Consider the following 22,861-nt stretch of genomic DNA (forward strand, 5'->3'; position numbering starts at 1 on the left):
CTGATAATAACAATGTACTGCGAGAATAACGCCCTAGCTAAGCAGCGAGCCTATATTGCTGCTCAATAATACGCTCAACTTCTTCAATGAGTGAGCCAATTGAGTATGCCCAGACGTATTGTCCTGCTTTATGTCCTGTTAGAACTTCAGCAATTGAGTCTCGTTCATCTACGCGGTGCTTCATGAACAGCTGCTTGCCGTCAGTGAGCATCATCATGTCTTTTGGTTGCTCGTAAAGACGTGGGAGTTTTTTTCGTAAGTAGGCAATACCACGGCGAAAACGATTCACTGGCAGGCCTTCTTTTTTCATACGAAAAAGCCAGGATAATAGCACAATATCTGCGTAGCTATATTTCGCACGTCCACGCTGGCGGGATTTGCCAGTTGGTGGAACCAAGTCGGTTCGCGCATAATAATTTAATAATGCTAAACCGATACGTTCTTCATTGCCAGTTAGCGCACGTAGAATACCCTGCACTTCTTTTGCTGTGAATTCACGCTCTATTGTTCTTAGATTTGAAAGCTTTTCTTCCATGATGATTACCCACGCTCCGGGGTACAGAATAGATAGACAAGTTTCTAAGTGTCAATAAGGTAAATTGTGGACGAAGTCCATTTTCCTTAATGATTTCATATTTTTGCAAGAATTTTAACCGTTTTAAAGTAAAATGGATAGTTTTTATACTTTTACTCGTGGGTACGCCGGGACAAAGAGTTTTCGGTCATTAGCAGCAACGATTAGTTTGCTGTAATCCTGCCCCCAGCTATGGGGAACAAGTTCACTGTCATATGGAATACGCCCTTCATCTTGAGGATCATAAGTGTGGCTTGTCACATAAAAAAGATGGGCCGTTTCCGTGAGCACTTTAAGCCCATGTAAAACACCTGGTGGAATTCGAATTACGGACTCTGTTGCACGCGCATCGAGAGTTTTGTCGCCGATATAAAATACATTGATATTTTTATAGGTAGGGCTTTCTTCGCGATTGTCAAAAAGCACAGCTTCAAGAACGCCAACTCCGCAATACCACCAGTCAGTTTGTTTGTGATGGAAGTGCCAGGCCTTGACGGTATTTTTACCCATCGCGCTATGGCTCCATTGACCAAAGGAATTTTGTGGGAAAAATGGATCGCTGTGGCGAATAATTTCGCGGAAAAATCCTCGGTCGTCAGGGTGAGATTTTAGAGTTTTGATCTCTACGCCTTCAATCCGGTTCATAAATTCTAACTCTGCATGGGTAACTGTATTCATAATTTGCTGCTTCGTTCTTTCCGAGATCCTTGGACTCGTCCCTTTGGGACTCACTCAGGATGGCTGTGGAGTAAGAGCATTGATTCATACAGTAATTCAGCAAATTATTCAACTGTGACACAAATTGATTGAAGTGAGTGGTTTGCTTTTTTTCGTGCCTCTTCAATGGAAGTTCCACGAGCAAGGCAGACTCCCATGCGCCTGTGTCCAGAGATTTCAGGTTTCCCAAAAAGTCTAATTTGCGTGTCTGGAAGATCCAAAGTAGCTTCTAGATTACCGTAACTAACTTTTTCTGAATGACCTTCAACTACTAGTGCCGCAGATGCAGCCGGACCGTGTGAGCGAATATTTGGAATCGGTAGTCCAAGAATGGCGCGAGCGTGTAGTGCGAATTCGGACAAGTCCTGTGAGATTAATGTGACAAGTCCTGTGTCGTGCGGTCGTGGCGAAACTTCACTAAAATATACTTCGTCCCCGCGGATAAAGAGCTCAACGCCGAAAATCCCGCGCCCGCCTAAATTGTCAGTCACTGCTTTGGCAATGCGTTTAGCTTCGCTCAGTGCCGCAGGGCTCATGGTTTGCGGCTGCCAAGATTCGCGGTAATCTCCATCAATCTGCAGATGCCCAATCGGGTCACAAAAAGATGTTCCGCCGAGGTGCCTTACAGTCAGTAGAGTAATCTCGTAGTCAAAGGGAATAAAACCTTCGACAATTACTTTTCCTCCGCCTGCACGACCACCTTCTTGGGCATACTTCCAAGCGGTAGCGATGTCAGTATGTTGTTTAACGACACTTTGCCCTTTACCTGAGGAACTCATGATTGGCTTAACTACACAAGGTAAGCCAATCGCTTGAATTGCAGCTTGGTAGTCGGCTTCATTCTCTGCAAAGCGGTATGGAGAAGTCTTAATTTTTAATTCTTCAGCAACAAGCCGGCGTATGCCCTCACGATTCATCGTTAGTTTTGCAGCACGTGCCGTGGGGATGACAGTAAATCCTTCGCGCTCAAGTTCAATTAGTGTGTCAGTTGCGATTGCCTCAATCTCAGGGACAATATAATCGGGCTTTTCAGCTTCTATCACCTTACGGAGGGCTTCCCCGTCGAGCATAGAAATTACATGTGAACGGTGCGCGACCTGCATCGCTGGGGCGTGGTGATAACGGTCCACGGCAATCACTTCAACGCCCAAGCGCTGTAGTTCGATCACTACTTCTTTACCTAGTTCTCCCGCGCCGCAAAAAAGTACCTTTGTCGCGTTAGATCGTAAAGGGGTCCCAATCGTTGTCATCTTCAGAGATCCTAGTGATGAATACTATTCATTGCAGAGCCAGCTTTAAACCAGGCCAGTTCATCAGTTTTGAAACCATGTCGCACTTGAATGGTCTCAGTCGTTCCATCCTGATGCGTGATTACTAAATCAAGTGGTTTTTCTGGAGTTAATGTCGAGACTCCTTTAATTGCAAAGGTATCTGCGACTTTAATCTTTGCATAATCGTTCGGGTCGATAAAAGTTAAAGGTAAGAGACCTTGTTTTTTTAAGTTTGTTTCGTGAATGCGAGCGAAACTTTTCACTAAAATTGCACGAGCTCCGAGAAAGCGCGGAGACATTGCCGCATGCTCACGGCTTGAACCCTCTCCGTAGTTTTCATCACCGACAACGATCCAACCTCGGCCTTTTGCCTGATAATCGCGTGCTACAGTGGTGAAGGCTTCAACTTTACCATTGAGTTGATTTAGTCCTTTACCGGCCTCACGAGTAAACGCGTTAACTGCACCGCTAAACATATTGTCGCTGATTTTATCAAGATGTCCGCGATACTTGAGCCAGGGGCCGGCCGGAGAGATATGGTCAGTTGTGCACTTGCCCTCAGCTTTTAAGAGTAACAACAAGTTTTCGAAGTCCCCTTCGTTCCAGGTTGGAAACGGTTTCAATAAGGCTAGGCGGTCACTTCCAGCTGGAACAATAATTTGCACTTTTGCTTTATCTGTCGCTGGTTTCACTAAGCCAGAATCACGGGAAAGAAATCCTTGCGCCGGTAGTTCATCTGCCTGCGGAATATTTAATTTAAATTTTTCGCCGTTTGCTCCTGTCAAGCTATCAGTCAAGGGATTAAAGGAAAGACTGCCACTTAAAGCAAAGGCAGTGACAACTTCAGGACTGGCAATGAAGGCCATTGTTTCTGGGTTTCCGTCGTTACGTTGCTTGAAGTTGCGGTTAAAGGAGGTAACGATTGTATTGAGTTCGCCCTTTTTAATATCTTTGCGGTTCCACTGACCAATGCAAGGTCCACAAGCATTAGCTAAGACAGTGCCACCAATCGCAGTTAGTTTTTCGAGCATGCCATCGCGTTCGATTGTAGCAAAAACTTGCTCTGAACCAGGAGTAATCATCAAAGGAATTTTAGCTTTAATGCCATGCTTGATTGCTGTTTCTGCGACAGTTGTGGCGCGGCCGATGTCTTCATATGAAGAATTCGTGCAGGAACCGATTAGTGCGACACGGATTTCATTGGGATAACCGTGTTGAGCTGCGTCTTCAGCAAGCTTTGAAATTGGTCGAGCTAAGTCAGGGGTGTGTGGTCCAACAACATGCGGCTCTAAGGTCGAGAGATCGATTTCATAAACTTCATCGTAGAATGATTTAGGGTCTGCTTGTACTTCGGGATCGGGAGAAAAAAACGCTAAATGGCTTTGAGCGGCCGCAGCAGTCTCGTCGCGCTTAGTCATTTTTAAGTAACGTGCAGAACGATCATCATAGGAGAAAATGGATGTTGTTGCTCCAAGTTCAGCTCCCATATTGGTAATCGTTGCGCGGCCAGTCAGACTCATCGAGGCAACACCTGGACCAAAATATTCAACAATCTTTCCTGTGCCGCCCTTAACAGTAAGAATTCCAGCAACTTTAAGGATCACATCTTTCGGTGATGTCCAACCTTTGAGTTCGCCGCTAAGCTTAATGCCAACTAACTTCGGCCAAGTTAATGTCCAAGGGAGTCCAGCCATTACTTCTGCTGCGTCAGCTCCGCCAACGCCGATTGCGGCCATACCCATTCCACCTGCATTTGGCGTGTGTGAGTCTGTCCCGATCATTAGTCCACCCGGGAAAGCATAATTTTCAAGTACAACTTGGTGAATGATTCCAGAACCTGGTCGCCAAAAATCGATTCCATACTTAGAAGCTGAAGAAGCTAAAAAATCATAAACTTCATGGTTTTCATCGAGCGCTCTCAGCATGTCTTCTTTCACACCTGTTTCAGCGCGAATTAAATGATCGCAGTGAATGGATGAGGGGACTGCAGCCTCGGCTCTACCTGCCGACATAAATTGTAGCATTGCCATTTGGGCAGTTGCATCTTGCATGGCTACACGATCCGGGTGGAGTTTTACCAAGCTTTTACCGCGGACAATTTTTGTAATATCTTCGCTCTGGTCAAGGTGCGAATAGAGTATTTTTTCTGCTAGTGTTAGAGGGCGATTGAGAATTTTACGAGCGGATTGAACTTTTGTTTCTAGTTTAGAGTAAAGTGCTTTAATATCCATATTATTCTATAGTTAAGGTGGTTAACGCGAAAAACATACTATTTTGTCTGACATGCCTGCAACAAGCCTCTTCAATCTAGATAAATCGACGAGCAAGGCACCTTTTGCCGAAAGAATGCGGCCAGGAACGCTAGCTGAAATCGTTGGGCAGGATGAAATTATTGGCCCAGACAGTTCTCTCGGTAAACTACTGCGTACACCGGGGGCGGTAATTCCCTCGGTGATCTTATGGGGGCCACCTGGGTCGGGTAAAACCACAATCGCGCGAGTGATTGCACAAACGATCAATGCACAGATTGAACAGCTTTCAGGAGTTTTAGATGGTGTTACGGAATTGCGCGCAGTGATTGACCGTGCGCGCGATCAGCAAAAGGCATTTGCTAAGCCGACTGTAGTTCTGGTTGATGAGATTCATCGCTTTAATCGCGCACAGCAAGACGCCTTTTTGCCTCACGTCGAATCTGGATTAATTACGATTGTTGGGATGACGACAGAGAACGTGAGCTTTCGTCTGCGTGGGGCACTACTCAGTCGACTACGCGTGATTCAAATTAAGCAACTCGAACCCGCAGCAATAAGAAAACTTTTAGAACGAGCAGTTAATCTTCTAGAAAAATCAATTACCGAGGAAGCGCTAAATTTCATTTTACAAATCAGTGCAGGGGATGCCAGACGCGCATTAACGGCACTAGAGTGGGCAAGTGTTAGTGCGGGGCGGGAGATCACGAAAGCAGAGATTGTGAATGGATTTGGCAGTGAGCAACCGGTGCGCTTCGATCAAGCAGGGGATGAACACTACGATACGATTTCAGCATTTATTAAATCACTGCGTGGTTCGGATCCAGATGCCGCCTTATATTATATGTTACGAGCGCTTGAAGGTGGTGAAGACCCGCTATTTTTAACCCGACGAATGATGATCTTTGCTGCAGAAGATGCAGCCTGTGACCCGCGGGCATTAGAAATTGCTATCAATGTTGACCGTGCAGTTGAGCGCATTGGTTTACCTGAAGGTGAAATCCCACTTGCGCAAGCAGTCACCTATTTGGCTTCATGTCCTAAATCAAACGCATCTTATTTGGCCCTGAAGCGTATGCAGGAAATTGTCAAAGAAAATCCTGGCCTTGAAATTCCGCTACATCTTCGAAATGCGCCAACAGAACTCATGAAAGAACTCGGTTACAGTAAGGGCTATCAGTATCCACACGATTTTCCAGAAGCTTTTGTGCCCGAACGCTATTTGCCAGAAAAATTAGCCGGGATAGTTGTCTATCAGCCGAGTACTCGCGGGGTTGAAGGACAAATTAAAGAGCGTTTAGAGCGGATTCGAGCGTTGATTCCAAAGTGAAATTTCTACGGTATCTTCTTTATCTTGCTTGCCTACTGCCGAATTTAGCTGCAGCAAATCCTCTCCAAGGAAAAACAGTAGTCCTCGCGTTAGATGGTTTTCCGTGGTGGGTTTTGAGTGAGCCGGAATGGCAGGCTGAAATGCCTAAATTAAGTCAATTCAAGGCGCAATTTATTCAGCACGGTGGGCTAGCTTTGCCGTTAACCCCGCCAGAACCTCCAAAAACTGCAACTTCGTTTGCATCGATCCTTACCGGCGTTGATCTCGAAAAGACAGGAGTAGAGAACTTGAAAGACGAGCTTGCGCTGCGGTTCGATCAACTCAAAGTTGAACCGTTCTGGATTGATTTGGTAAAATCAGGCAAAAAAGTAGTGCTTCTAGGAGGTACGCATCTTGCTCCAAGTTCAGCCATTGAAAAAAAACTTATTGAGCAAGATGCCAAGGGAAAGCTTTTAATTGTTAATCCGTATCCAGCTAAGCCTGGCATGCCGGAAACGGATCCCCGCAATCAGCTCAAGTTATTCGTTTATCCTGATACTAGGCATAACCGAGACGAATTAAATAACTTAGTTGCAGCACTCCAATTATATGATTTTGCTATCCCGCAATATCATGCCGGTGCGTTTGGACCTAGCGCGATTGCTGGAGGAGATGGTGCTGCGGAAGATCGCTTACTCGAACGTTTTAGCAATGATTTGAAAAACTGGGAAAAGCTTACAATCCGTGCTCTGGCACAGCAAGAATATGATTTGATTTTTTCTTACCACCCCATGCTCGATAGAATCGGACATCTTTGGGGCAAAGCGGTGCGCTACAAGCAAAACCCAATTCTTACTGAAAAATTCACTAAAGCCTTAAGGTTGCTTGATCAGAGTTTGGGTCAAATTCTTGATACTACTGAAAAAGTGGATCATTGGGTGGTGATCAGCGATCATGGCTTGCATGGCCGGGCACTTAAAACTCAGCCTTTAGCGCACCCGGATAGTCGAGGAATTGCAATGTTTGATTCCAAATTGGTCGACCATCACTTAGCTTCAAGGTCCATTCAATCTAAAGATTTACGCGCGATCATTGAGCGAGCGGTGCGTGGATTTGATACTCTAGTTTTTTCTCAAGGAGAGACGATCTATCAGTTTTTTCTCAAGCAATTGCAGCCACTAGCTCGCGAGTTGATGCAGCGGCCGCTAGTGCTAAAGAGTCCAATTACTAAGAGCTTTTATTTTGCCTTAGCGGATCAAGCTACAACGCATGCGATGAACGTTAGCAAGATTGAGACTAACCAATTTAAAGATGCGATTTTGTATTTCAATCGACCCTCAACTACTGTCATTTATGCTGATGGTAAACAGCAAGAAATTCATGTCGGAGATCACCAAAATCGAGCGCTTGTGAGGTTTGCACTATTCGACGCTCAGCAAGGGATCAGGCTGAAGTTCTCGACCTTATCGAATGCACAGCAGCCACGAGAAATGTTATTCTTGAGCTATGATCTAAATAATTTACGACAGTATACGTTGGGGTCGGATCTTAAACTTTGGGATAAAACTTACCCCGAACATTGCATGCTCACAAAAGCGACAGATCCTGCCGCAGTTTCGAAATTTCTACTTACAAGCTCGATTGTTGGATTCGATGCTAAGTCATTTTATGAACTTAGTAATGCGCAGCAAGATTTAGTTTTAGATACAATTGGAATTAGTTTGGCCGAAACATTTAAAGCCTATCAATTTGGTCTTGAGCGTTATGGGGAGGCAAGTGGGTGGAATATTCTTTCACTTACAGTTTTAGCTCCTTATTTTAGCGGTGGAGGACAAATTGTTATTCCTGTTGGTCAGAACCTAAGCACCAGCAGCGCTGACTGCGATTACTTTCATGACGACTTTCATAGCCGCTACCCGATTCGAGTCAAGCTGGAAGAATTAATTTCGCATTATACTGCGACAAAACACCCCAAACTGTTTACTAAACTGACCCGAGAGCAGCGTGTTAATCTTTTTAGAACTTTCCTAAAAGAACCCGATCTTAAGCTACGCGACGAAATTAGTGTTCAAGACCTTGAATACTTTGCGGCAATACTCACAACCGAGCAACGGCAAATTAATGAGTACATTCAGGAGCTTCTGCAGCAAGCAAAGCATTCTCCCAGTGCTAAGCAACGCTACTTTAGCTATGGCGCTGGAGCTCCATTGCAACCATACTATTAACAATTGAGTCATGCTGCACCTGGATCGAAAAAATAAATATCTTATTTTGTTTAGCATCAGTACGGTTGCTTTATTGTTAAGCTTTAGCAGCTACAATTTCGTGATCTATTCCAAGATTCTGACACAATTCCCAGCTGGTGGTCTAAGTTTTTGGAAGCCCAGATTTTTGTGGATTTGGCTGAGCTTTGTTTTTCTTTGCGCTGCATTTACAGCAGCGCAAACGCCAGAAACTCGCAGTGACTTTCGGCGATTGTTACTCGTTTATTGCTTTGCCGGCGCACTAAATCTGCTGGCCCATCTTTGGTTTTCCTTAAAGCTGGGCATCGGCTTGTTTGACTATGTGGTAGCGGCAGCAGATAGTTTTGTCTCAAGTAACATGTACCAGCACACACATGTGCTTAAATCTACAATTGCGTTGATTGTTGCCAGCTTAGGACTTGAACAATATCTCCGTGCAGATATTGGCTGGCCATATTACAAGTTTTTCCCTCTGTGGGTCGAGTTTCTTGCTCTAGCACTAGCGACTGTATTTATCGTCTATGCCTTGAAATATTTACGAAAGAAGACGCATACAGCTGAATTATGTCTGCAGGCGATAATCCTTTTTATTTTACTCAAGTCAATTTTTGATGGCGGACCGCTATCATCTGAAGTGATTGGCTTGGTCCCAATTATCCTAGCGATTGCTTACCCACAGGTTAAGAAATTTATCATTGCATATCATTGGGTCGTTGCGGTTATCGTTGTGACAGTTGTGCTAATTCTTATTCCTGAATCGGCATTTCGTAATCCATTTTGGGCCTTACTTAAGCATAGCCAAATGCTACATCTAATTGTTTTAGCATTTTATCTTTGGATTGAGTGGGGTAAGGCAAATAAGCTGAACCTAGTGCGCTATTTATTAATAGCACTACTTCTCAGTGGAGGAGCAAAAATAAATAGTAATTTATTTTTCTGGCACGAACTGAAACACCTTGAACAGGAGGTGCGCCGTGGAGATAATATTTATTTTACTGCTTACTTTAATGAGGCTTTCCCTGGCGAAGTGATCTATCGCGATGGCTCATTAAAGATATATCGCTTCACGGTGGAGCGTAGCAAAAAGTTGTGGGACTACTACGCGGAGCGGAACTTGCCCGTCGGCTATCGCTTTATTGCTGTTGATGGTGTGAACTGCGATGCGAAAAATGATTTCACTATGAAAGGCAGTATCTACAGCGCTGTGTCTCCTGTAGCAACAGGCTTAATTACTCAAACTTCTATGCTCGAAAGGCAAAGTATTTTTACTAAATTTAATTTAACCAAATGCGAAGCTGGCCAAGGTTGTAGCTATCGTTATCATGCCCAGGTTCGTGGCTGTGTTTCTGGCACAGCGGCTGAAGTCATCATTAATCGCTTGCGTAGTAGTGGCTTGAACTTTTTTGTGATTGTGCCAGAAACTGGCTTTAGTTCTGATGATTAATCATCCGCTCATAAAGTGGGCGGACAAAAATGTTTACTGTGCGATGAATCGCTGCGCCAAGTAATATTCCAGCACTTGCTTCCTTCCACGGTAAAGCGGAATAAGAAAGATAACCAAGGGCACCGCCAATTAAAAAATCAGTCTCATCAAAGATTTGAAAGCGACCCCCTGATTGGATTTTTAAGCGCCGTTTGAGAATGCTATTGAAAATCGACCCAGACAAGGCGCCAAGTCCCATATGTAATGAAGCAAGGAGAGTATCAGTCAGCAGACCAAAAACTAAACTGACCGAGATTACGCAATATACACCGCCAAGACTTCTACTCGGACCTATTAAATCCTGTCCAAAAACTGTTAGGCCACGATCGAGACGCATGTCGAACCCGAAAAAACGTGACCAAAGATATGGTGCTAGGTTGGCCAGATATGCCGGAGCATAAAACCAAAGACTATCAGCTACGAATTGCAGCATAAAGAGAAGTAATTCCAAAGCTAGCAACTATCAAACTTAAAGGGATTGATAGGTAGCCACTGAGGCTAGTTGCACAAAGTAGCATACCTAAAGCAGCTGCCGACCAACGGCCAAAAATTGCCCAACTTTCAGTTGACTGTTTCATTTGATCCCGAGACGTTTGAGAATTAGATCACTACCATCGATATCGCGTCTAAGCCAGTAGTCTAGTAGCTGAGCTTGTTCTGTGTCGCTGAGGGTTTCAAGTTTGCGCCCTTTTAAGGTTGAGCAAAACAGCGTAATCGCACAAGCTACGGAAACATTAAAACTTTCTACAAATCCATACATCGGGATATGTGCGGCAAAACTTGCCTGTGCTTTAAGCTCAGGACTAACGCCTTGTTTTTCACTGCCCAGAACAATCGCAAGCTTCTCGTTAAATGGTAAGTCGCTGACGGCGAAAGTCTTTAAATGGGATTTTTGTCGAGAAAGATACTCAGGCTCAAGTACGACAAGTGCATACCCTGCCGCGCTTAATGCTTGGGCAGCTTCTTGACCAGAATTATACCGGTGGAAGGTTATCCAACGCTCTGATCCTAAAGCAATGCCTTGATTAGAACTAAAATTATTACCAATCACGTGTAAGTCGGCAATTCCAAAGGCATCGGCACTACGAATTACTGCAGAAATATTATGCGGGTGAAAAATTTGATCGACGACAAGTGTTAACTGTTTAGTACGCTGCGCTAGGACCTCGCGCAACTTTGCGCTTCTTTCAGGGACAATAAAATCCTCTAAGGGGTGACGTGCTAACATGCTTTGTGAAATTAAGCTTAAACGCCGAGATGATCAATCACAGCACTTGTATATTCGAGTGTTGATGATTTGCCACCAAGATCAGCTGTAACAAATTTACCTTGAGCAATAGTTTTCTTAATTGCCGCATCAATTTGTTGCGCCTCGCGGTGGAGTCCCAAATAATCCAGCATCATCGCAGCCGAGAGCAGTAATGCTGTTGGATTAGCGCTGCCCTTACCGGCAAGATCGGGAGCAGACCCATGCACGGCTTCAAAGACCGCGCCATTCACGCCAATATTTCCACTTGGGGCTAGACCTAATCCACCAACTAATCCGGCACAGAGATCGGACAAGATGTCGCCATAAAGATTCTCCATCAATAGCAAATCAAATTTCTCTGGATGTAAAACCAGTTCCATTGCCATTGCGTCGACGATTTTTTCCTCGACTGGAATTTCCGGGAAATTTTTTGCGACCTCACGATAGCATTCCAGTGATAAGCCATCAGAAAGTTTCATGATGTTGGCTTTATGGACGAAGGTGATTTTCTTATGCCCTTGCTCGCGGGCATAGTTAAAGGCAAATTCTGCAATCCGCGTGCTGGCCTTACGTGTGACAATTTTAAGGCTCTCGACAACGCCGGGAACAACTTCATGCTCAATGCCGGAATAAAGCCCTTCCGTATTTTCTCGAATTGTAACGAGGTTAACATTCTCGTAACGACTCTTTACTCCAGTCATGCTCACGGCTGGGCGGACATTGGCGTAGAGGTCAAGGGCTTTACGTAAGCCGACGTTGACACTTTTAAATCCCGTGCCGATTGCCGTCGTTGTCGGCCCCTTTAAGCCGACTTTATATTCGCGTAATAGATTGAGGGTGTCCTCAGGGAGTGGATCATTAAAGCGTTCAACGGCTTTAAGTCCGATTTCGGCCTCAATAAATCTAAGATTAAGCTTAAGGCAGTCTAAAACCTTGAGCACAGCATCGGTAATTTCAGGCCCGATGCCGTCGCCCCTGATTAATACTACGGTCTTAGCTTCGCTCAATTATTTTTATGATCCTGAGTACGGAAGTAGCGCAATATGCTGAGCACGTTTAATCGCACGAGAAACAGCACGTTGGTTGTGTGAAGTTAGTCCAGTTAAGCGGCGTGGAAGAATTTTTCCGCGTTCACTCATGAAACGCTTCAAATAACGCGCGTCTTTGTAATCGACAAATAATGTTTCGTCTTCCTCGAATGGGTCGACCTTTTTACGGCGGCGCGTGTCATTTTGCGCAGCTTGTTGGCGGAATTGAGAGCCATTTTGAAAATCACGACGTGGGCCATTATTGTTGAAGCGACGGTCCTCGCGTGGAGCAAAAGAACGTCCACCTTGAGGTCGGCCACCAGCGTTGCGGTCTTCAGTAACTTTAATGTTGCGGCCATCAAGATTAAAGCCGTTCAGCTGAGAAATTGCATTTGAAGCATCTTGGTCAGATGCCATTTCGACAAAACCAAAACCACGGGATTTTCCGGAGTCATGATCCATCATGACTTTTGCAGTAACTACTTCTCCTGCTTGGGAAAAAACTTCTTTAAGTCTTTCGTCGTTAACACTGAAAGGGAAATTGGCAACGAATAATTTTGGCATAGCTAATCTATCTGTCTGTAAATAATTAAAAATTTAAGTCTAATCACGGCAAAATCTGCTCGGTGACGAGGGGTGCAATATAGACAAGATTGAAGGTAGAAGTCCAGAAATGGCGGTAAATTATTCTAGATCTAAATTGTAAGTAATCCTAGAGGGTTATCTGATCTATGGCGATCCACTTATAAGCTAAGTATTAAAAAACAGTACGTTTTCTGGACAAATTTGCATAACAATTGGTAGCACTAGACTAGTGATAATTTAATTAGGAGTAGAAGAAATACTATGTTCACCTGCTGAATTTCATTAATTCAGCCGGTGAACAAGTGACTGAATTAAAGGTTTTAATCTAGTTCATTTTTTGATCCTGTTTGAGGGAGTTGCTCGTTTGAGAAGATCTTATCTTTTCAAACGGGCAACTGCCCGAGGAGTCAATGGAATGACAACTAACCCTAGTAAGTGGTCTGGAATGACCACCGCCGGTGTGGCGATTAACACCTATTTCGTGAACCTTTGGTTCGCGACCCGACCTGTCCTCCGCGCCGCCTGCTGGAACTTGAGAGAGTTCTTCGCGACGATTGCGTGGATGTCGTCACTGATTCTCTTCATGGGATCGGTGATGACTTGGTGGCTTACTAGAGCTGACGCTCTGATTTTTACCTCCATTGTTGGTCTTGGGATGGCAGTCTTAGTCGATCGCCTTGCCCCGGTATCCAACAAAGGTCGGGATTTCATCGTCATGCTGGGAATCATTGCGTCCTGTGCAGTTCCGATTTACTCGGCCGTGCAAACGGTGCGTAATGGCTTCTGGCCCGCCGACTTGCTGCTCTTCGTTAGCAGTATCGAGCCGAAGTATGACTCTGCGAGACTTTCGCTTTGTCTGACACTGCTCGTCGTCAGCGCAACCGCATTTCTTTCCCAGGCCGTGTTCCATGAATTGGCACGCGCGCTTAAGGAGAAGAAAGGAGGGGACCAACGGGCGATGAAGCAGTGACGGTTTTTGGTGAGGAGCGTAGGTTTCATCCTTCCTCCTCACCCCAGCTTTCAATCAGTTACTTGTTCCCTCTATTTTTTATTATTGCTTATCTCATACTACTTGTTTTCTTCCGGCTTAGGCTTGAACTTCCCCTTCCCCTTATATTTTGCAAGACTCTATTCAGGACGGGGCAATAAGGGAAAGGGGAAGTATAAGTTTCCACCTACGCCGAAGCTACGGTGGGCAAGCAAGCCTAAGTTGGAAACTAGGTCTAACTAATACAGACTTCTCGATACTCTTTGAAATTCTCAAGCACAGCACCAGCTCCACGCACAATTGCAGTCAGTGGATTTGCAGCTCGGAAAAATTTCAATCCCGTCTCAAGGCTAAGGCGCTCAGGAAGTCCGGCAAGTAGGGCTCCGCCACCTGCAATATAAACCCCGCGTTTAAGTATATCTTCACAAAATTCAGGACTAGTTCGTTCTAACCCCCGCACCACTGCGTCGATAATGGCGCTGAGGGGTTCTTGTAAGGCTTTACGTACAGTTGAGTCATCAATAATAAGCTCCCGCGGACAGCCTGTCGCTAAGTCGCGCCCAAAAATTTTGATTTCGCGCGGATGAGTCATCGGCATGGCTGATCCAATTGCGAGTTTCACACGCTCAGCCTCGAAAATTCCAACATGCATATTAAATGCTTTACGGATGAATGTCTCAATTGCCTCATCCATTTCATCGCCAGCAACTCTAACGCTTTCTGAATAAGCTGTGGCGCCGAGGCTAATGACCGCGACTTCAGTCGTGCCGCCGCCAATGTCAATAACCATACTCGCACCAGGCTGGTTGATCGGTAGTCCGCAACCAATCGCCGCAGCCATGGGCTCCTCGACAAGATGCACATGCCTGGCTCCGCTAGAAATTGCTGCGTCGACAACAGCTCTTTTCTCAACCATGGTGATGCCAGTTGGAACACTCACAATTAGGCGTGGACGTCTGAGCTGCCAACGCTTAGAGACTGCTGTCAAAAAACTTTTAATCATTAAATGGGTCATTTCAAAGTCGGCGATAACACCGTCTTTAAGTGGGCGTACGCAGCGGACGTTGCGAGAAGTTTTGCCATACATTTCTTTGGCTTTTTTGCCGACAGCAACGACGCGGCCATCATCTTCGCGTACTGCGACAACACTCGGTTCATCCAGCACAACACCTTGTCCGCGGATATAGATTAAGGTGTTGGCAGTCCCCAGGTCCATCGCCATGTCTTGAGCAAAAAAACCGGAGAGAAATCCCTTCCAAGATTGTTGTGGGGGAGGTTCAGGTAAGTTTCTTTCGCGTACAAGATCATGCTGGACGATCCCAGAATTAATATCAATTTCAAATTCGGGGAGGACGCCTTCAGTTCCAACTGAAATCATTTGACTTATCTCCAATACTGCTGACTTCTGAATATTTTTGCGTTGAATTTTCGAGCGACTTAGCTTGAATTGTTAAAAGCGTTTCTTTGATTAAGCCCCGAATGGATGCTTTAATTTCGGGGCTAGTTTCAACCTTAATAATCGAAATCCCCTCTAGTAACATTTCGCCGATGCGCTGAATATCGCTCGATTTTGCGAGATTAGTCGGGTCGTCGAGGCGCACGGTTTTGAGGGTTACGCGTAGGCGGCTAAGGAAATGATTTACATGAGCTGTTTCTGCAAGCACTAAGATCTGGCTACCGTAGAGGCCGGTGATTAATGAGCTTTGTCGACGCAACTGCTCTGTGAGTCGTAAAACTTTGTCAAAAACTAAACTCGAAGTATCGATACCAAAAGCGCGTTCGAGATCAAGAAAATTATTAAAGCAGATACGAATTAGCGTGCGGGGCTGGGTTTGCTTTAATAGCTGATCTGCTTCAGTCGCAAAGAGCCGCCAGGATAAAAGCCCAGCCTCGCTTTTCAGTAGCTGCGCTCGTTCGCGCAAGCGAATCAGCTCAATTTGTTTTCCCAGTTCAGCAGTGATGCGTTCTAGCGCGGTCACGCTTGGAGCGTTGAAAACTTGCTGCGGGTTACCGAGAACATTGAGCGAGCCTGCTTCCTTGCCGAGCACATGGAAGGGGATCGAAAGAAATGAGCGCTGCGAAGTATCGTCATTGGGAAGAGTTTGGACGGTGCGATCGGAGCAAATAATTTTTTTATGCTTGCAAACTAGGTCAAGCAAGCGATGCTGTAAATTATCAGTCGAAGAAGTCGAATAGAAAATTCCATCACCAACGCCATCGGCCGCAGTCACCATGGCAACAATTGCTGCGGGATCAACAATTTCCGCAGGCACATTAATCGCATGGGATAAGAGCATGCGCTCGTCTTCGAAATTTCGGATTTCCTCGATGAAACTTGGTAGTGTCTCGTTAGGAATATCTTCAATCTGAGTTTTAACTTGTAAGTTCAAACGAATCAGTGCGCGAACTTGTTCGGAGCAGTCGGCTAATAATTTTTCTACAATTTTAGGGAAAGCGTAAGTCTTTTTACTGTCGCAGGTAATCACGCCCAGAACATTTTTGTCGTTGTCGAGTATGGGCAGAGCTAAAAAACTCTTCAGTGATTGATCCTCGCGGTAACAAAGTAAGGTGCGTGCATCGTGTTCAAATGGAGAGACCTGCACACGCACGGAGTTTGCTGCAGTCCAGCCGATTAAGCCCGAACCATACTTTATTTCTGCATCTGTAATAAATTCACGGCTGAGCGAATGAAACCCGCCAACTACTAGCGAATTTCGTTCTGGATGCTTGAGAAAAATCGCCGCTGTGTATGCTTCTGTAGCGTTGGCAATTAAACGCGCAAGATTTGAGAGGTCAGACCCTAGCCCGGTTGAAACAGGGGATTCAACCAAATGATCTGTGGAAAGGTAAAATACGTCTTCGGATTTATTGATTTGTTCCATCGAGTGTTTTTGCTAATGCTAACAATAAGTTAAGTCTGAACTACAACTCAGTTAAACTAGCATCTAGGACAAGAAATCACAAGACTATAAATCTCGAGAGATTTAGTTTCGCGACAGATCCTTTACTCTTCTGTTGCTTTGGCGCGAAGAAAGGCTTCGTAGTTACTTTCACTACTTTCATTATTTTCGCTGGCAGTCGGACGCTCCGGAATACGCTCGGCCACGTTTTCTGCGGCATGGCCGTGAGTAAGCGGGTAATCGCGTTTTGATTCATCTGTGACTTCCTCGCGATTGTACGAGTCTGACCCAGGTTGATTTTCGCTCCTACCGGCATATTGATTATTGTAAGGACGCCTTTGTCCACCACCACGTCTTGTACGGTCACGACCGCCACGGCGATTATTCCCGCTACCTTGTCCGCCGCCACCACGGCGGCGGTCGCTATTGCGGTTCCTGGAATCACCACGGCGATCTCCGCGAGAACGATCCGGTGAATATCCGCCTCGCGGTGAACGCTGGGCCTGTTGTTGTGGGGTAGTTTCAGAAGGTTGAGCAGCTTCGCGGTTGATTCCACCCAATTCCATTTCATAGTCATCAGGACTAAGGCGGCCATCAGCAATCACAAGTATTGTTGTATCGGTTGCACGCTCAAAATCAGAGAGTATTTGTCGCTTATTGTTGAGTAAGAAAAGCGCTGCAGATGGATTCATGCGCACGCGCACCTGGTGCACGCCACCTAAGAATACGGCACTTTGAATCTTCCTGAGCACTTCAAGCGCGGATGATTCATGGGTTTTAAGTCGGCCAGCGCCTTGACATTGCGGGCACTTAACGTGACTTTGAATTGTCAGAGATGTTTTTAAGCGTTGGCGCGACATCTCGAGCAGTCCGAACTGGGAAATTCTACCCATTTCTACCTTAGCTTTATCGCTACGTAAGGATTGTTTGAGTATTTTCTCAACAGTATTTTTGTGGCGTTTATCCCACATATCGATAAAGTCGATCACGATTAGGCCACCCAGATCGCGCAAGCGCAATTGCCGCGCAACCATTTCTGCAGCTTCGCAGTTGGTGCGAAATGCTGTTTCTTCAACGTCAGCTTGCCCGGTAGCTCGGCCTGAGTTGACGTCGATTGCAACGATCGCTTCAGTTTGATTGATTACAATTGAGCCGCCAGAGGGTAGATGCACTTCGGATTTTAAAGTTGTATCAACTTGGGAATCAATTTCATATTTAGAAAAAAGCGGTTGTAGTTCTTGGTAATGAATGATCTTGACGTTTGATTGTGGTAAGTTACGGTCGAAAAACTCACGCACTTCTTGATAGACATGCGTTTCGTCGATGACAATCTCCTCAACATCTTGAGTTAAGTAGTCGCGAATTGTGCGCAGCGCTAAAGTGCTTTCGCGGAATAAAATCCTCGGTCCTGGACCATCAAGGCTCTTTTCGACAATTGTATACCAAGCATCAAGTAGGTTTTGTAGGTCGCGTTCAAGTTCTTGAACGCTGCGGTTAATCCCTGCAGTGCGCACAATTACACCCATCCCAGCCGGGACTTTCAAGAGTTCCATTGCTTGACGCAGTTTAGAGCGCTGGCTTTCACTGGAAATTTTGCGCGAAACGCCGCCGCGTTGGTTACCTATCATTAAAACCAAATAGCGACCTGGCAGCGAGAGGTTGGTGGTCAGTGTTGCGCCTTTAGCGTCACGGCCGTCCTTGACCACTTGGACAACGAGTTCTTGGCTGGCGGTTAAGGCATCTTGCATCGATACGCGCTGGCGATGGCCATTGCCGTTACTGGGAACCCCGTCTTTGAAATAACTCGGATTGACGTCATTGATTTGTAAAAAACCATTACGCTCGGCACCGATATCTAGAAAAGCTGCCTGTAAGCTTGGCTCAATGCGCATGATCGGGGCTTTATAGATGTTGCCGCGCATCTGGCCTGAATCTGCACGTTCAACCTCAAGTTCAACGAGCACACCATCTTCAACAATTGCAACGCGACATTCCTCAGAATGTGCAGCATTAATCAACATTTTACGTGACATAGTAACCTCTCTTCTGCCCAGACATGGCTAAGACAAAGATTGGTTAAGAGAGTTCTACTGTTCGAGCGAGCAGAGATCTTAGACGCAGAATTAAATTTCTGCTGAGGGCACTTGCGCCTGCAGGAAAATAGCAAGCGATAAAAAAACAAAATTATTGTTGTCTAGATCTGTAATGCCTAACTTCATGTAATTGACTTGAATCGTCTAAAAGTAAAAATCCTTAATCCAGTTTGTCTTACCCACTAGCTTTTTGCGGGCGATAAACTTAAAAATCTGCAAATAAATAACTAAGTTAATAATTAAATCGTTCCAATGCACCCCTAAGCTCTGAGGGGCATCGCTTAAAAATTTTTCTAATGCTGCAGCTAATCTTGCAGCTCCTCTAACGAAGCCACCAATATTGTGTATAAAGTAGCTCGCGCAGAGGCTTAGTATATATTATTATGATGCTTAGAGCCAAACTTCCTGAGCAGAAAGTTTGGATAAAGCGCATCAAAAAAGTAGTTAACGATTAATAATCTTGTAATCCTAGAGGCTTAGTATTGTCAGACTGAGGTATATGACCAAACAACTCATGCGTAGCGCGATATTAAATGTTGAGCGTGGCCCTAAGAAGGGCGCTGAATTTGCTCTAATTGAAGGGGTAAATCTAATTGGCCGCTGGGATCCCGATAAAGGAGCGTTTCCTGAAGTTGATCTTGAGGTGCATGACCCAGAGGCAAAAGTATCTCGCCGCCATGCGATAATCTCGATTGAACCGGAGGGAAAAATTATTATCGAAGATGTTGGCAGTTTGAACGGTACCTTCATTAACCGTGGTGAAAGATTAAAACCGGGCGTTAAAGTCGAGTTGAAAGACGGGGATGAAATTGTAATTGGTAAAACGTTTTTACGCTTACTGGCGGTAGCATCTTAGGTTACGCAACATAATATTTCTCTCCAAAAATTTGATAAAATCCAATAAATTCAAATAGTTATGAGTCACTATAGAACTCGCTAGAGGTCTAGTAAGAGAAACTCGTAAAAAACACTCGAGTTTATTCTATTTCCTGTCGATTTAGTCATATGAAAGCCAAAAATGCAGCAGAGTGAAATTGCGTAATTCAATTCAAGGTTTTCGTAAAAGGTTTAGGAAGAACGAGGATAAGTGTCATGAAAATAGTCGTAGCAGATGATCACGCAGTAATGCGCCAAGCGCTAAAAGCGTTACTCGGTGGGATGAATGGCTTTGAAGTTGTTGGCGAAGCTAAAGATGGACTTGAGCTCATGCCATTAGTTGAGAGAGAAAGCCCTGATGTCGTGATTCTCGATCTCTCCATGCCCAATCTTGGCGGAATTGAAACAATTGCGCGTTTACGTCGAGTTGTGAATAGCCCCACAGTGCTAGTGCTCTCTGCCCGTGAAGATGACCAATCGGTGCGCGAAGCAATTAAGGCTGGCGCTAAAGGTTATTTACCGAAAAGTGTTGATGCTGGAGAACTAGAATTTGCACTACGCTCGGTTGTCAATGGCGACTCATATTTAAGTCCAAAAGTTTGTGGAGCGATGATGCGCCCTGAGTCAAATGCAGAATCTCAAGTTGGCTTGCTTTCGCAGCGCGAACGTGAAGTGATGAAATTACTTTGCGAAGGTCAGCCCAATCGCGAAATCGCCAATAAACTTCATATCTCAGCTCGCACAGTTGATACGCATCGAGCTAATATCATGAAAAAGCTTGCTGTAAAGAGCAATGCTGAATTAGTGCAGTTGGCGATTAAATTTGGCGTGATTGAGCCCCGAGCTTAATTCCATCTTATGCCCTTAAGCGTGCACTTGAACTTTGCGATGAACTGAAAGAATAAGGTTAAGCAAAAGTTCAGGTTCAAGCCGAAGTTGAACGATTGAATACCTGAGACAATTCTTTAGAGCGTGGAATACTCAATACGCTTTGCTGGCGGTAAATTGAGCCAATGAATTTCGGTTTTAAGAGTTCCGCTTGAGGCAGCATCTTCCTTCCAGGCTTGCATAATTTGGTCCACGCCGCGCATCCGCTCTCTTAATTTTCGCGGGGCAAAAGTGCCAAAGATTTTACGGATTCCAACATACTCAAAGAAAGTCAAACAACCGTTGGGGGAAAGCATGCCTTGCAGTAACTTGAGGATTTCATCCGTCAGTTCTGGCGTGAAAGATGAAAATGGTAGGCTGCAGAGAATGAAATCATATTTCTCAGTAGTTTGCCGTCCCAGCTCTTGGACTGGTCCATCAAAAAAAGAAATCCTCTCAGCATTTCGCAAGTAATATGGATTACTGGATAACTGATGTCTGAGGGTTTGTAATAGCCTTGAGTTGATTTCGCAAACCATAAACTGATCATGCGCTGTTAGCACTTTCAAGACTTCGCGAGTTAGGGGGCCCGTCCCCGGACCGACTTCCAGAATTTTTCTACGAGTATCTTGATCGTCTAGTGGGGAAACCATCGCTCGGGCTAGTGCTTTTGAGCTTGGACAGATACTGCCAATTTCTGAATAGCGACGAGTCAATTCCGAAACAAATGTTGCATACGCCTTAATTGACATAGGCCTCAAAGTAACACAGCAGGTAGGTCATAACTAGATCTTATGTGTGGCTAGTGATTATTACTGATAAAATTAAGGAAGAGTTGATGCACTGGAGAGAACCCTGGCGAGAGTTCAGGATGAAATGTTGCTGCGAGAATATTATGTTTTCTGACTAAGACCGGGTCACCCTTAGAAGTTAAGAGGGTTTGAGTGTCTTGCCCTGTTCGAGTAATGCGCGGAGCGCGAATAAAGACTCCTTCAATTGAGTGCTGCGAAGCTGTGAAAGTTTTTTTACCTTCAGCTGTAATTTCCAGCTGACTAGCAATCGAGGATTGCAACTGACGCCCGTAAGCATTGCGTTCAACGTCAATGTCAAGCGCATCGAGTGATTCTTGTTCTGGACGACGCACATGCTTGGCAAGTAAAATTACCCCGGCGCAGGTAGCAAGCACGGGAAATCCACCGCGGATCATTTTTAGTAATTGTGTGGCAAGGTTGCGGTCTAACAATTTGAGCATCGTCGTCGATTCGCCACCAGGGATAACAATCCCACGAATTTGCTCAAGGTCGGCACTAGAGCGCACCTCAATCACGTTGCAACCTAACTCAGATAATTTGGACGCATGTGCAGCAAAATCTCCTTGTAGGGAGAGCACTCCAACCGTAATTTGAGTGGTTGTCGTTTGCGACATCTGTGTCGATTACCAGCCGCGTTCTTGTAAGCGCTCTTGCGGGCTTAAACTTGCAATTTCAATTCCGTTCATTGCGCCGCGTAATCCCTTAGAAACTTCAAGCAGTACTTTAGGATCATTGTAGTGCGTTGTGGCACGCACAATTGCGCGCGCGCGTGCTGCGGGGTCTTCAGACTTAAAGATTCCCGAGCCGACAAATACTGCCTCAGCGCCGAGCTGGCACATGAGCGCAGCATCAGCAGGCGTTGCGATGCCTCCAGCAGCAAAATTTGGGACGGGCAGTTTCCCTGATTGTGCAACTAATTTTACAACCTCATATGAAGCGCCAAGGTCTTTGGCTGCAACCACTAGCTCTTCTTCGCCGAGCAGCGTGAGTCGCTTAATGTCTGAGGTAATCGTGCGCATATGTCGCACGGCTTCAATCACGTTGCCAGTGCCTGCTTCACCTTTAGTGCGAATCATTGCAGCCCCTTCACTAATGCGGCGCAAAGCTTCGCCGAGATTGCGTGCTCCGCAAACGAATGGAACTGAAAAATCAAATTTATTCACATGATATTTTTCGTCAGCAGGAGTTAAGACTTCGCTTTCGTCGATAAAGTCGACTCCAAGTTCTTGTAGAATCTGAGCTTCAACAAAATGTCCAATGCGGACTTTCGCCATGACTGGAATGCTGACAGCGTTCATGATGCCTTCAATTACATCAATCATGGCCATGCGGGCCACGCCCCCTGCTTTCCTGATATCAGCAGGAACGCGCTCTAAAGCCATGACTGCGCAGGCTCCTGACTCTTCGGCGATTAAGGCTTGCTCGGCATTGATCACATCCATGATCACTCCGCCTTTGAGCATTTCTGCTAAACCCACTTTTAAACGAAAAGCTTGCTTTTCCATGCTTAACTACACCTAAATATCCAGACTAATAAACCAGACTATATATATGGCGCATCAACGCCGATGGTGTTATCTATTTTTTCTAAGACTTTTTGTCAAAAATGCCTTTTGT

At 45.3% G+C, this 22,861-nt stretch carries 21 protein-coding genes; 6 read left to right on the forward strand and 15 right to left on the reverse strand.

All coding sequences use genetic code 11. The features are described from left to right. Window positions 1–37: 37 nt before the first annotated feature. From JNK13_11560 to JNK13_11575, 4 genes are all read right to left on the reverse strand, one after another. The gene (locus JNK13_11560) at window positions 38–535 is read right to left on the reverse strand and encodes a hypothetical protein (GenBank protein ID MBL7663377.1); all 498 of its coding nucleotides are present in this window, start codon (window positions 533–535) and stop codon (window positions 38–40) included. A 144-nt stretch (window positions 536–679) separates the two neighbouring features. Next, window positions 680–1,252 (reverse strand): dTDP-4-dehydrorhamnose 3,5-epimerase family protein, encoded by a 573-nt coding sequence (locus tag JNK13_11565; protein MBL7663378.1) that lies wholly within the window; start codon window positions 1,250–1,252, stop codon window positions 680–682. A 104-nt stretch (window positions 1,253–1,356) separates the two neighbouring features. Continuing rightward, a complete protein-coding gene (gene purT, locus JNK13_11570) occupies window positions 1,357–2,541 on the reverse strand; it encodes a formate-dependent phosphoribosylglycinamide formyltransferase (protein ID MBL7663379.1) in 1,185 nt (394 codons plus the stop codon). An 11-nt stretch (window positions 2,542–2,552) separates the two neighbouring features. Beyond that, on the reverse strand, window positions 2,553–4,793 hold the full coding sequence (locus JNK13_11575; GenBank protein MBL7663380.1) for an aconitate hydratase: 2,241 nt from the start codon (window positions 4,791–4,793) through the stop codon (window positions 2,553–2,555). 52 nt (window positions 4,794–4,845) lie between these two features. On the opposite strand from JNK13_11575, the gene JNK13_11580 reads away from it, so the two are divergent. The 3 genes from JNK13_11580 (at window position 4,846) to JNK13_11590 (ending at window position 9,807) form a co-directional block, all read left to right on the forward strand. Next, window positions 4,846–6,141 carry a replication-associated recombination protein A gene (locus JNK13_11580; protein MBL7663381.1) on the forward strand — a complete coding sequence of 432 codons (1,296 nt, stop codon included), beginning with the start codon at window positions 4,846–4,848 and terminating at the stop codon, window positions 6,139–6,141. After that, window positions 6,138–8,345, forward strand: a complete 2,208-nt coding sequence (locus tag JNK13_11585; GenBank protein MBL7663382.1) for an alkaline phosphatase family protein — start codon at window positions 6,138–6,140, stop codon at window positions 8,343–8,345. Before JNK13_11580 ends, JNK13_11585 begins: the two co-directional genes overlap by 4 nt. Window positions 8,346–8,445: 100 nt before the next feature. Next, entirely contained in the window at window positions 8,446–9,807 is a 1,362-nt protein-coding gene (locus JNK13_11590) for a hypothetical protein (GenBank protein ID MBL7663383.1), read from the forward strand. Here the strand turns inward: JNK13_11590 and JNK13_11595 are convergent. The 5 genes from JNK13_11595 to JNK13_11615 are packed head-to-tail and all read right to left on the reverse strand — an operon-like array spanning window position 9,791 to window position 12,540. Continuing rightward, window positions 9,791–10,279, reverse strand: a complete 489-nt coding sequence (locus JNK13_11595; protein ID MBL7663384.1) for a CDP-archaeol synthase — start codon at window positions 10,277–10,279, stop codon at window positions 9,791–9,793. The two genes, JNK13_11590 and JNK13_11595, sit on opposite strands and share 17 nt — an antisense overlap. Then, window positions 10,260–10,424: a hypothetical protein gene (locus tag JNK13_11600; protein ID MBL7663385.1), complete on the reverse strand. Its 165-nt coding sequence runs from the start codon at window positions 10,422–10,424 to the stop codon at window positions 10,260–10,262. The genes JNK13_11595 and JNK13_11600 overlap by 20 nt, the downstream gene beginning before the upstream one ends. Continuing rightward, window positions 10,421–11,074, reverse strand: coding sequence for an RNA methyltransferase (locus tag JNK13_11605; GenBank protein MBL7663386.1), 654 nt, complete (start codon window positions 11,072–11,074; stop codon window positions 10,421–10,423). The genes JNK13_11600 and JNK13_11605 overlap by 4 nt, the downstream gene beginning before the upstream one ends. A gap of 17 nt (window positions 11,075–11,091) precedes the next feature. After that, the gene (locus JNK13_11610) at window positions 11,092–12,102 is read right to left on the reverse strand and encodes an isocitrate/isopropylmalate dehydrogenase family protein (GenBank protein ID MBL7663387.1); all 1,011 of its coding nucleotides are present in this window, start codon (window positions 12,100–12,102) and stop codon (window positions 11,092–11,094) included. 6 nt (window positions 12,103–12,108) lie between these two features. Next, a complete protein-coding gene (locus JNK13_11615; GenBank protein ID MBL7663388.1) occupies window positions 12,109–12,540 on the reverse strand; it encodes a 30S ribosomal protein S18 in 432 nt (143 codons plus the stop codon). A gap of 763 nt (window positions 12,541–13,303) precedes the next feature. On the opposite strand from JNK13_11615, the gene JNK13_11620 reads away from it, so the two are divergent. Further along, window positions 13,304–13,678: a hypothetical protein gene (locus tag JNK13_11620; protein ID MBL7663389.1), complete on the forward strand. Its 375-nt coding sequence runs from the start codon at window positions 13,304–13,306 to the stop codon at window positions 13,676–13,678. A 253-nt stretch (window positions 13,679–13,931) separates the two neighbouring features. Here JNK13_11620 and JNK13_11625 read toward each other — a convergent pair whose 3' ends face one another. From JNK13_11625 to JNK13_11635, 3 genes are all read right to left on the reverse strand, one after another. Continuing rightward, on the reverse strand, window positions 13,932–15,074 hold the full coding sequence (locus tag JNK13_11625) for a rod shape-determining protein (protein MBL7663390.1): 1,143 nt from the start codon (window positions 15,072–15,074) through the stop codon (window positions 13,932–13,934). Continuing rightward, window positions 15,055–16,578, reverse strand: coding sequence for a GAF domain-containing protein (locus JNK13_11630; protein MBL7663391.1), 1,524 nt, complete (start codon window positions 16,576–16,578; stop codon window positions 15,055–15,057). The genes JNK13_11625 and JNK13_11630 overlap by 20 nt, the downstream gene beginning before the upstream one ends. Before the next feature lie 122 nt (window positions 16,579–16,700). After that, complete coding sequence (locus JNK13_11635; protein ID MBL7663392.1) at window positions 16,701–18,629, reverse strand: Rne/Rng family ribonuclease; 1,929 nt, start codon at window positions 18,627–18,629, stop codon at window positions 16,701–16,703. Window positions 18,630–19,188: 559 nt separating this feature from the next. On the opposite strand from JNK13_11635, the gene JNK13_11640 reads away from it, so the two are divergent. Both JNK13_11640 and JNK13_11645 read left to right on the forward strand, forming a co-directional pair. Beyond that, window positions 19,189–19,545, forward strand: coding sequence for an FHA domain-containing protein (locus JNK13_11640; GenBank protein MBL7663393.1), 357 nt, complete (start codon window positions 19,189–19,191; stop codon window positions 19,543–19,545). Window positions 19,546–19,781: 236 nt separating this feature from the next. Continuing rightward, the gene (locus JNK13_11645) at window positions 19,782–20,414 is read left to right on the forward strand and encodes a response regulator transcription factor (protein MBL7663394.1); all 633 of its coding nucleotides are present in this window, start codon (window positions 19,782–19,784) and stop codon (window positions 20,412–20,414) included. Between the two features lie 116 nt (window positions 20,415–20,530). Here JNK13_11645 and JNK13_11650 read toward each other — a convergent pair whose 3' ends face one another. From JNK13_11650 to pdxS, 3 genes are read right to left on the reverse strand one after another with little or no spacing between them, the layout of a single operon-like run. Then, on the reverse strand, window positions 20,531–21,184 hold the full coding sequence (locus JNK13_11650) for a methyltransferase domain-containing protein (GenBank protein MBL7663395.1): 654 nt from the start codon (window positions 21,182–21,184) through the stop codon (window positions 20,531–20,533). A 50-nt stretch (window positions 21,185–21,234) separates the two neighbouring features. Further along, a complete protein-coding gene (gene pdxT, locus JNK13_11655) occupies window positions 21,235–21,834 on the reverse strand; it encodes a pyridoxal 5'-phosphate synthase glutaminase subunit PdxT (protein ID MBL7663396.1) in 600 nt (199 codons plus the stop codon). A gap of 33 nt (window positions 21,835–21,867) precedes the next feature. After that, window positions 21,868–22,749, reverse strand: coding sequence for a pyridoxal 5'-phosphate synthase lyase subunit PdxS (gene pdxS / locus JNK13_11660; GenBank protein ID MBL7663397.1), 882 nt, complete (start codon window positions 22,747–22,749; stop codon window positions 21,868–21,870). Window positions 22,750–22,861: the final 112 nt, after the last annotated feature.

The sequence above is a fragment of the bacterium genome, from assembly GCA_016786595.1.
In the GTDB taxonomy this organism is placed as follows: Bacteria; Bdellovibrionota_C; UBA2361; order SZUA-149; family JAEUWB01; genus JAEUWB01.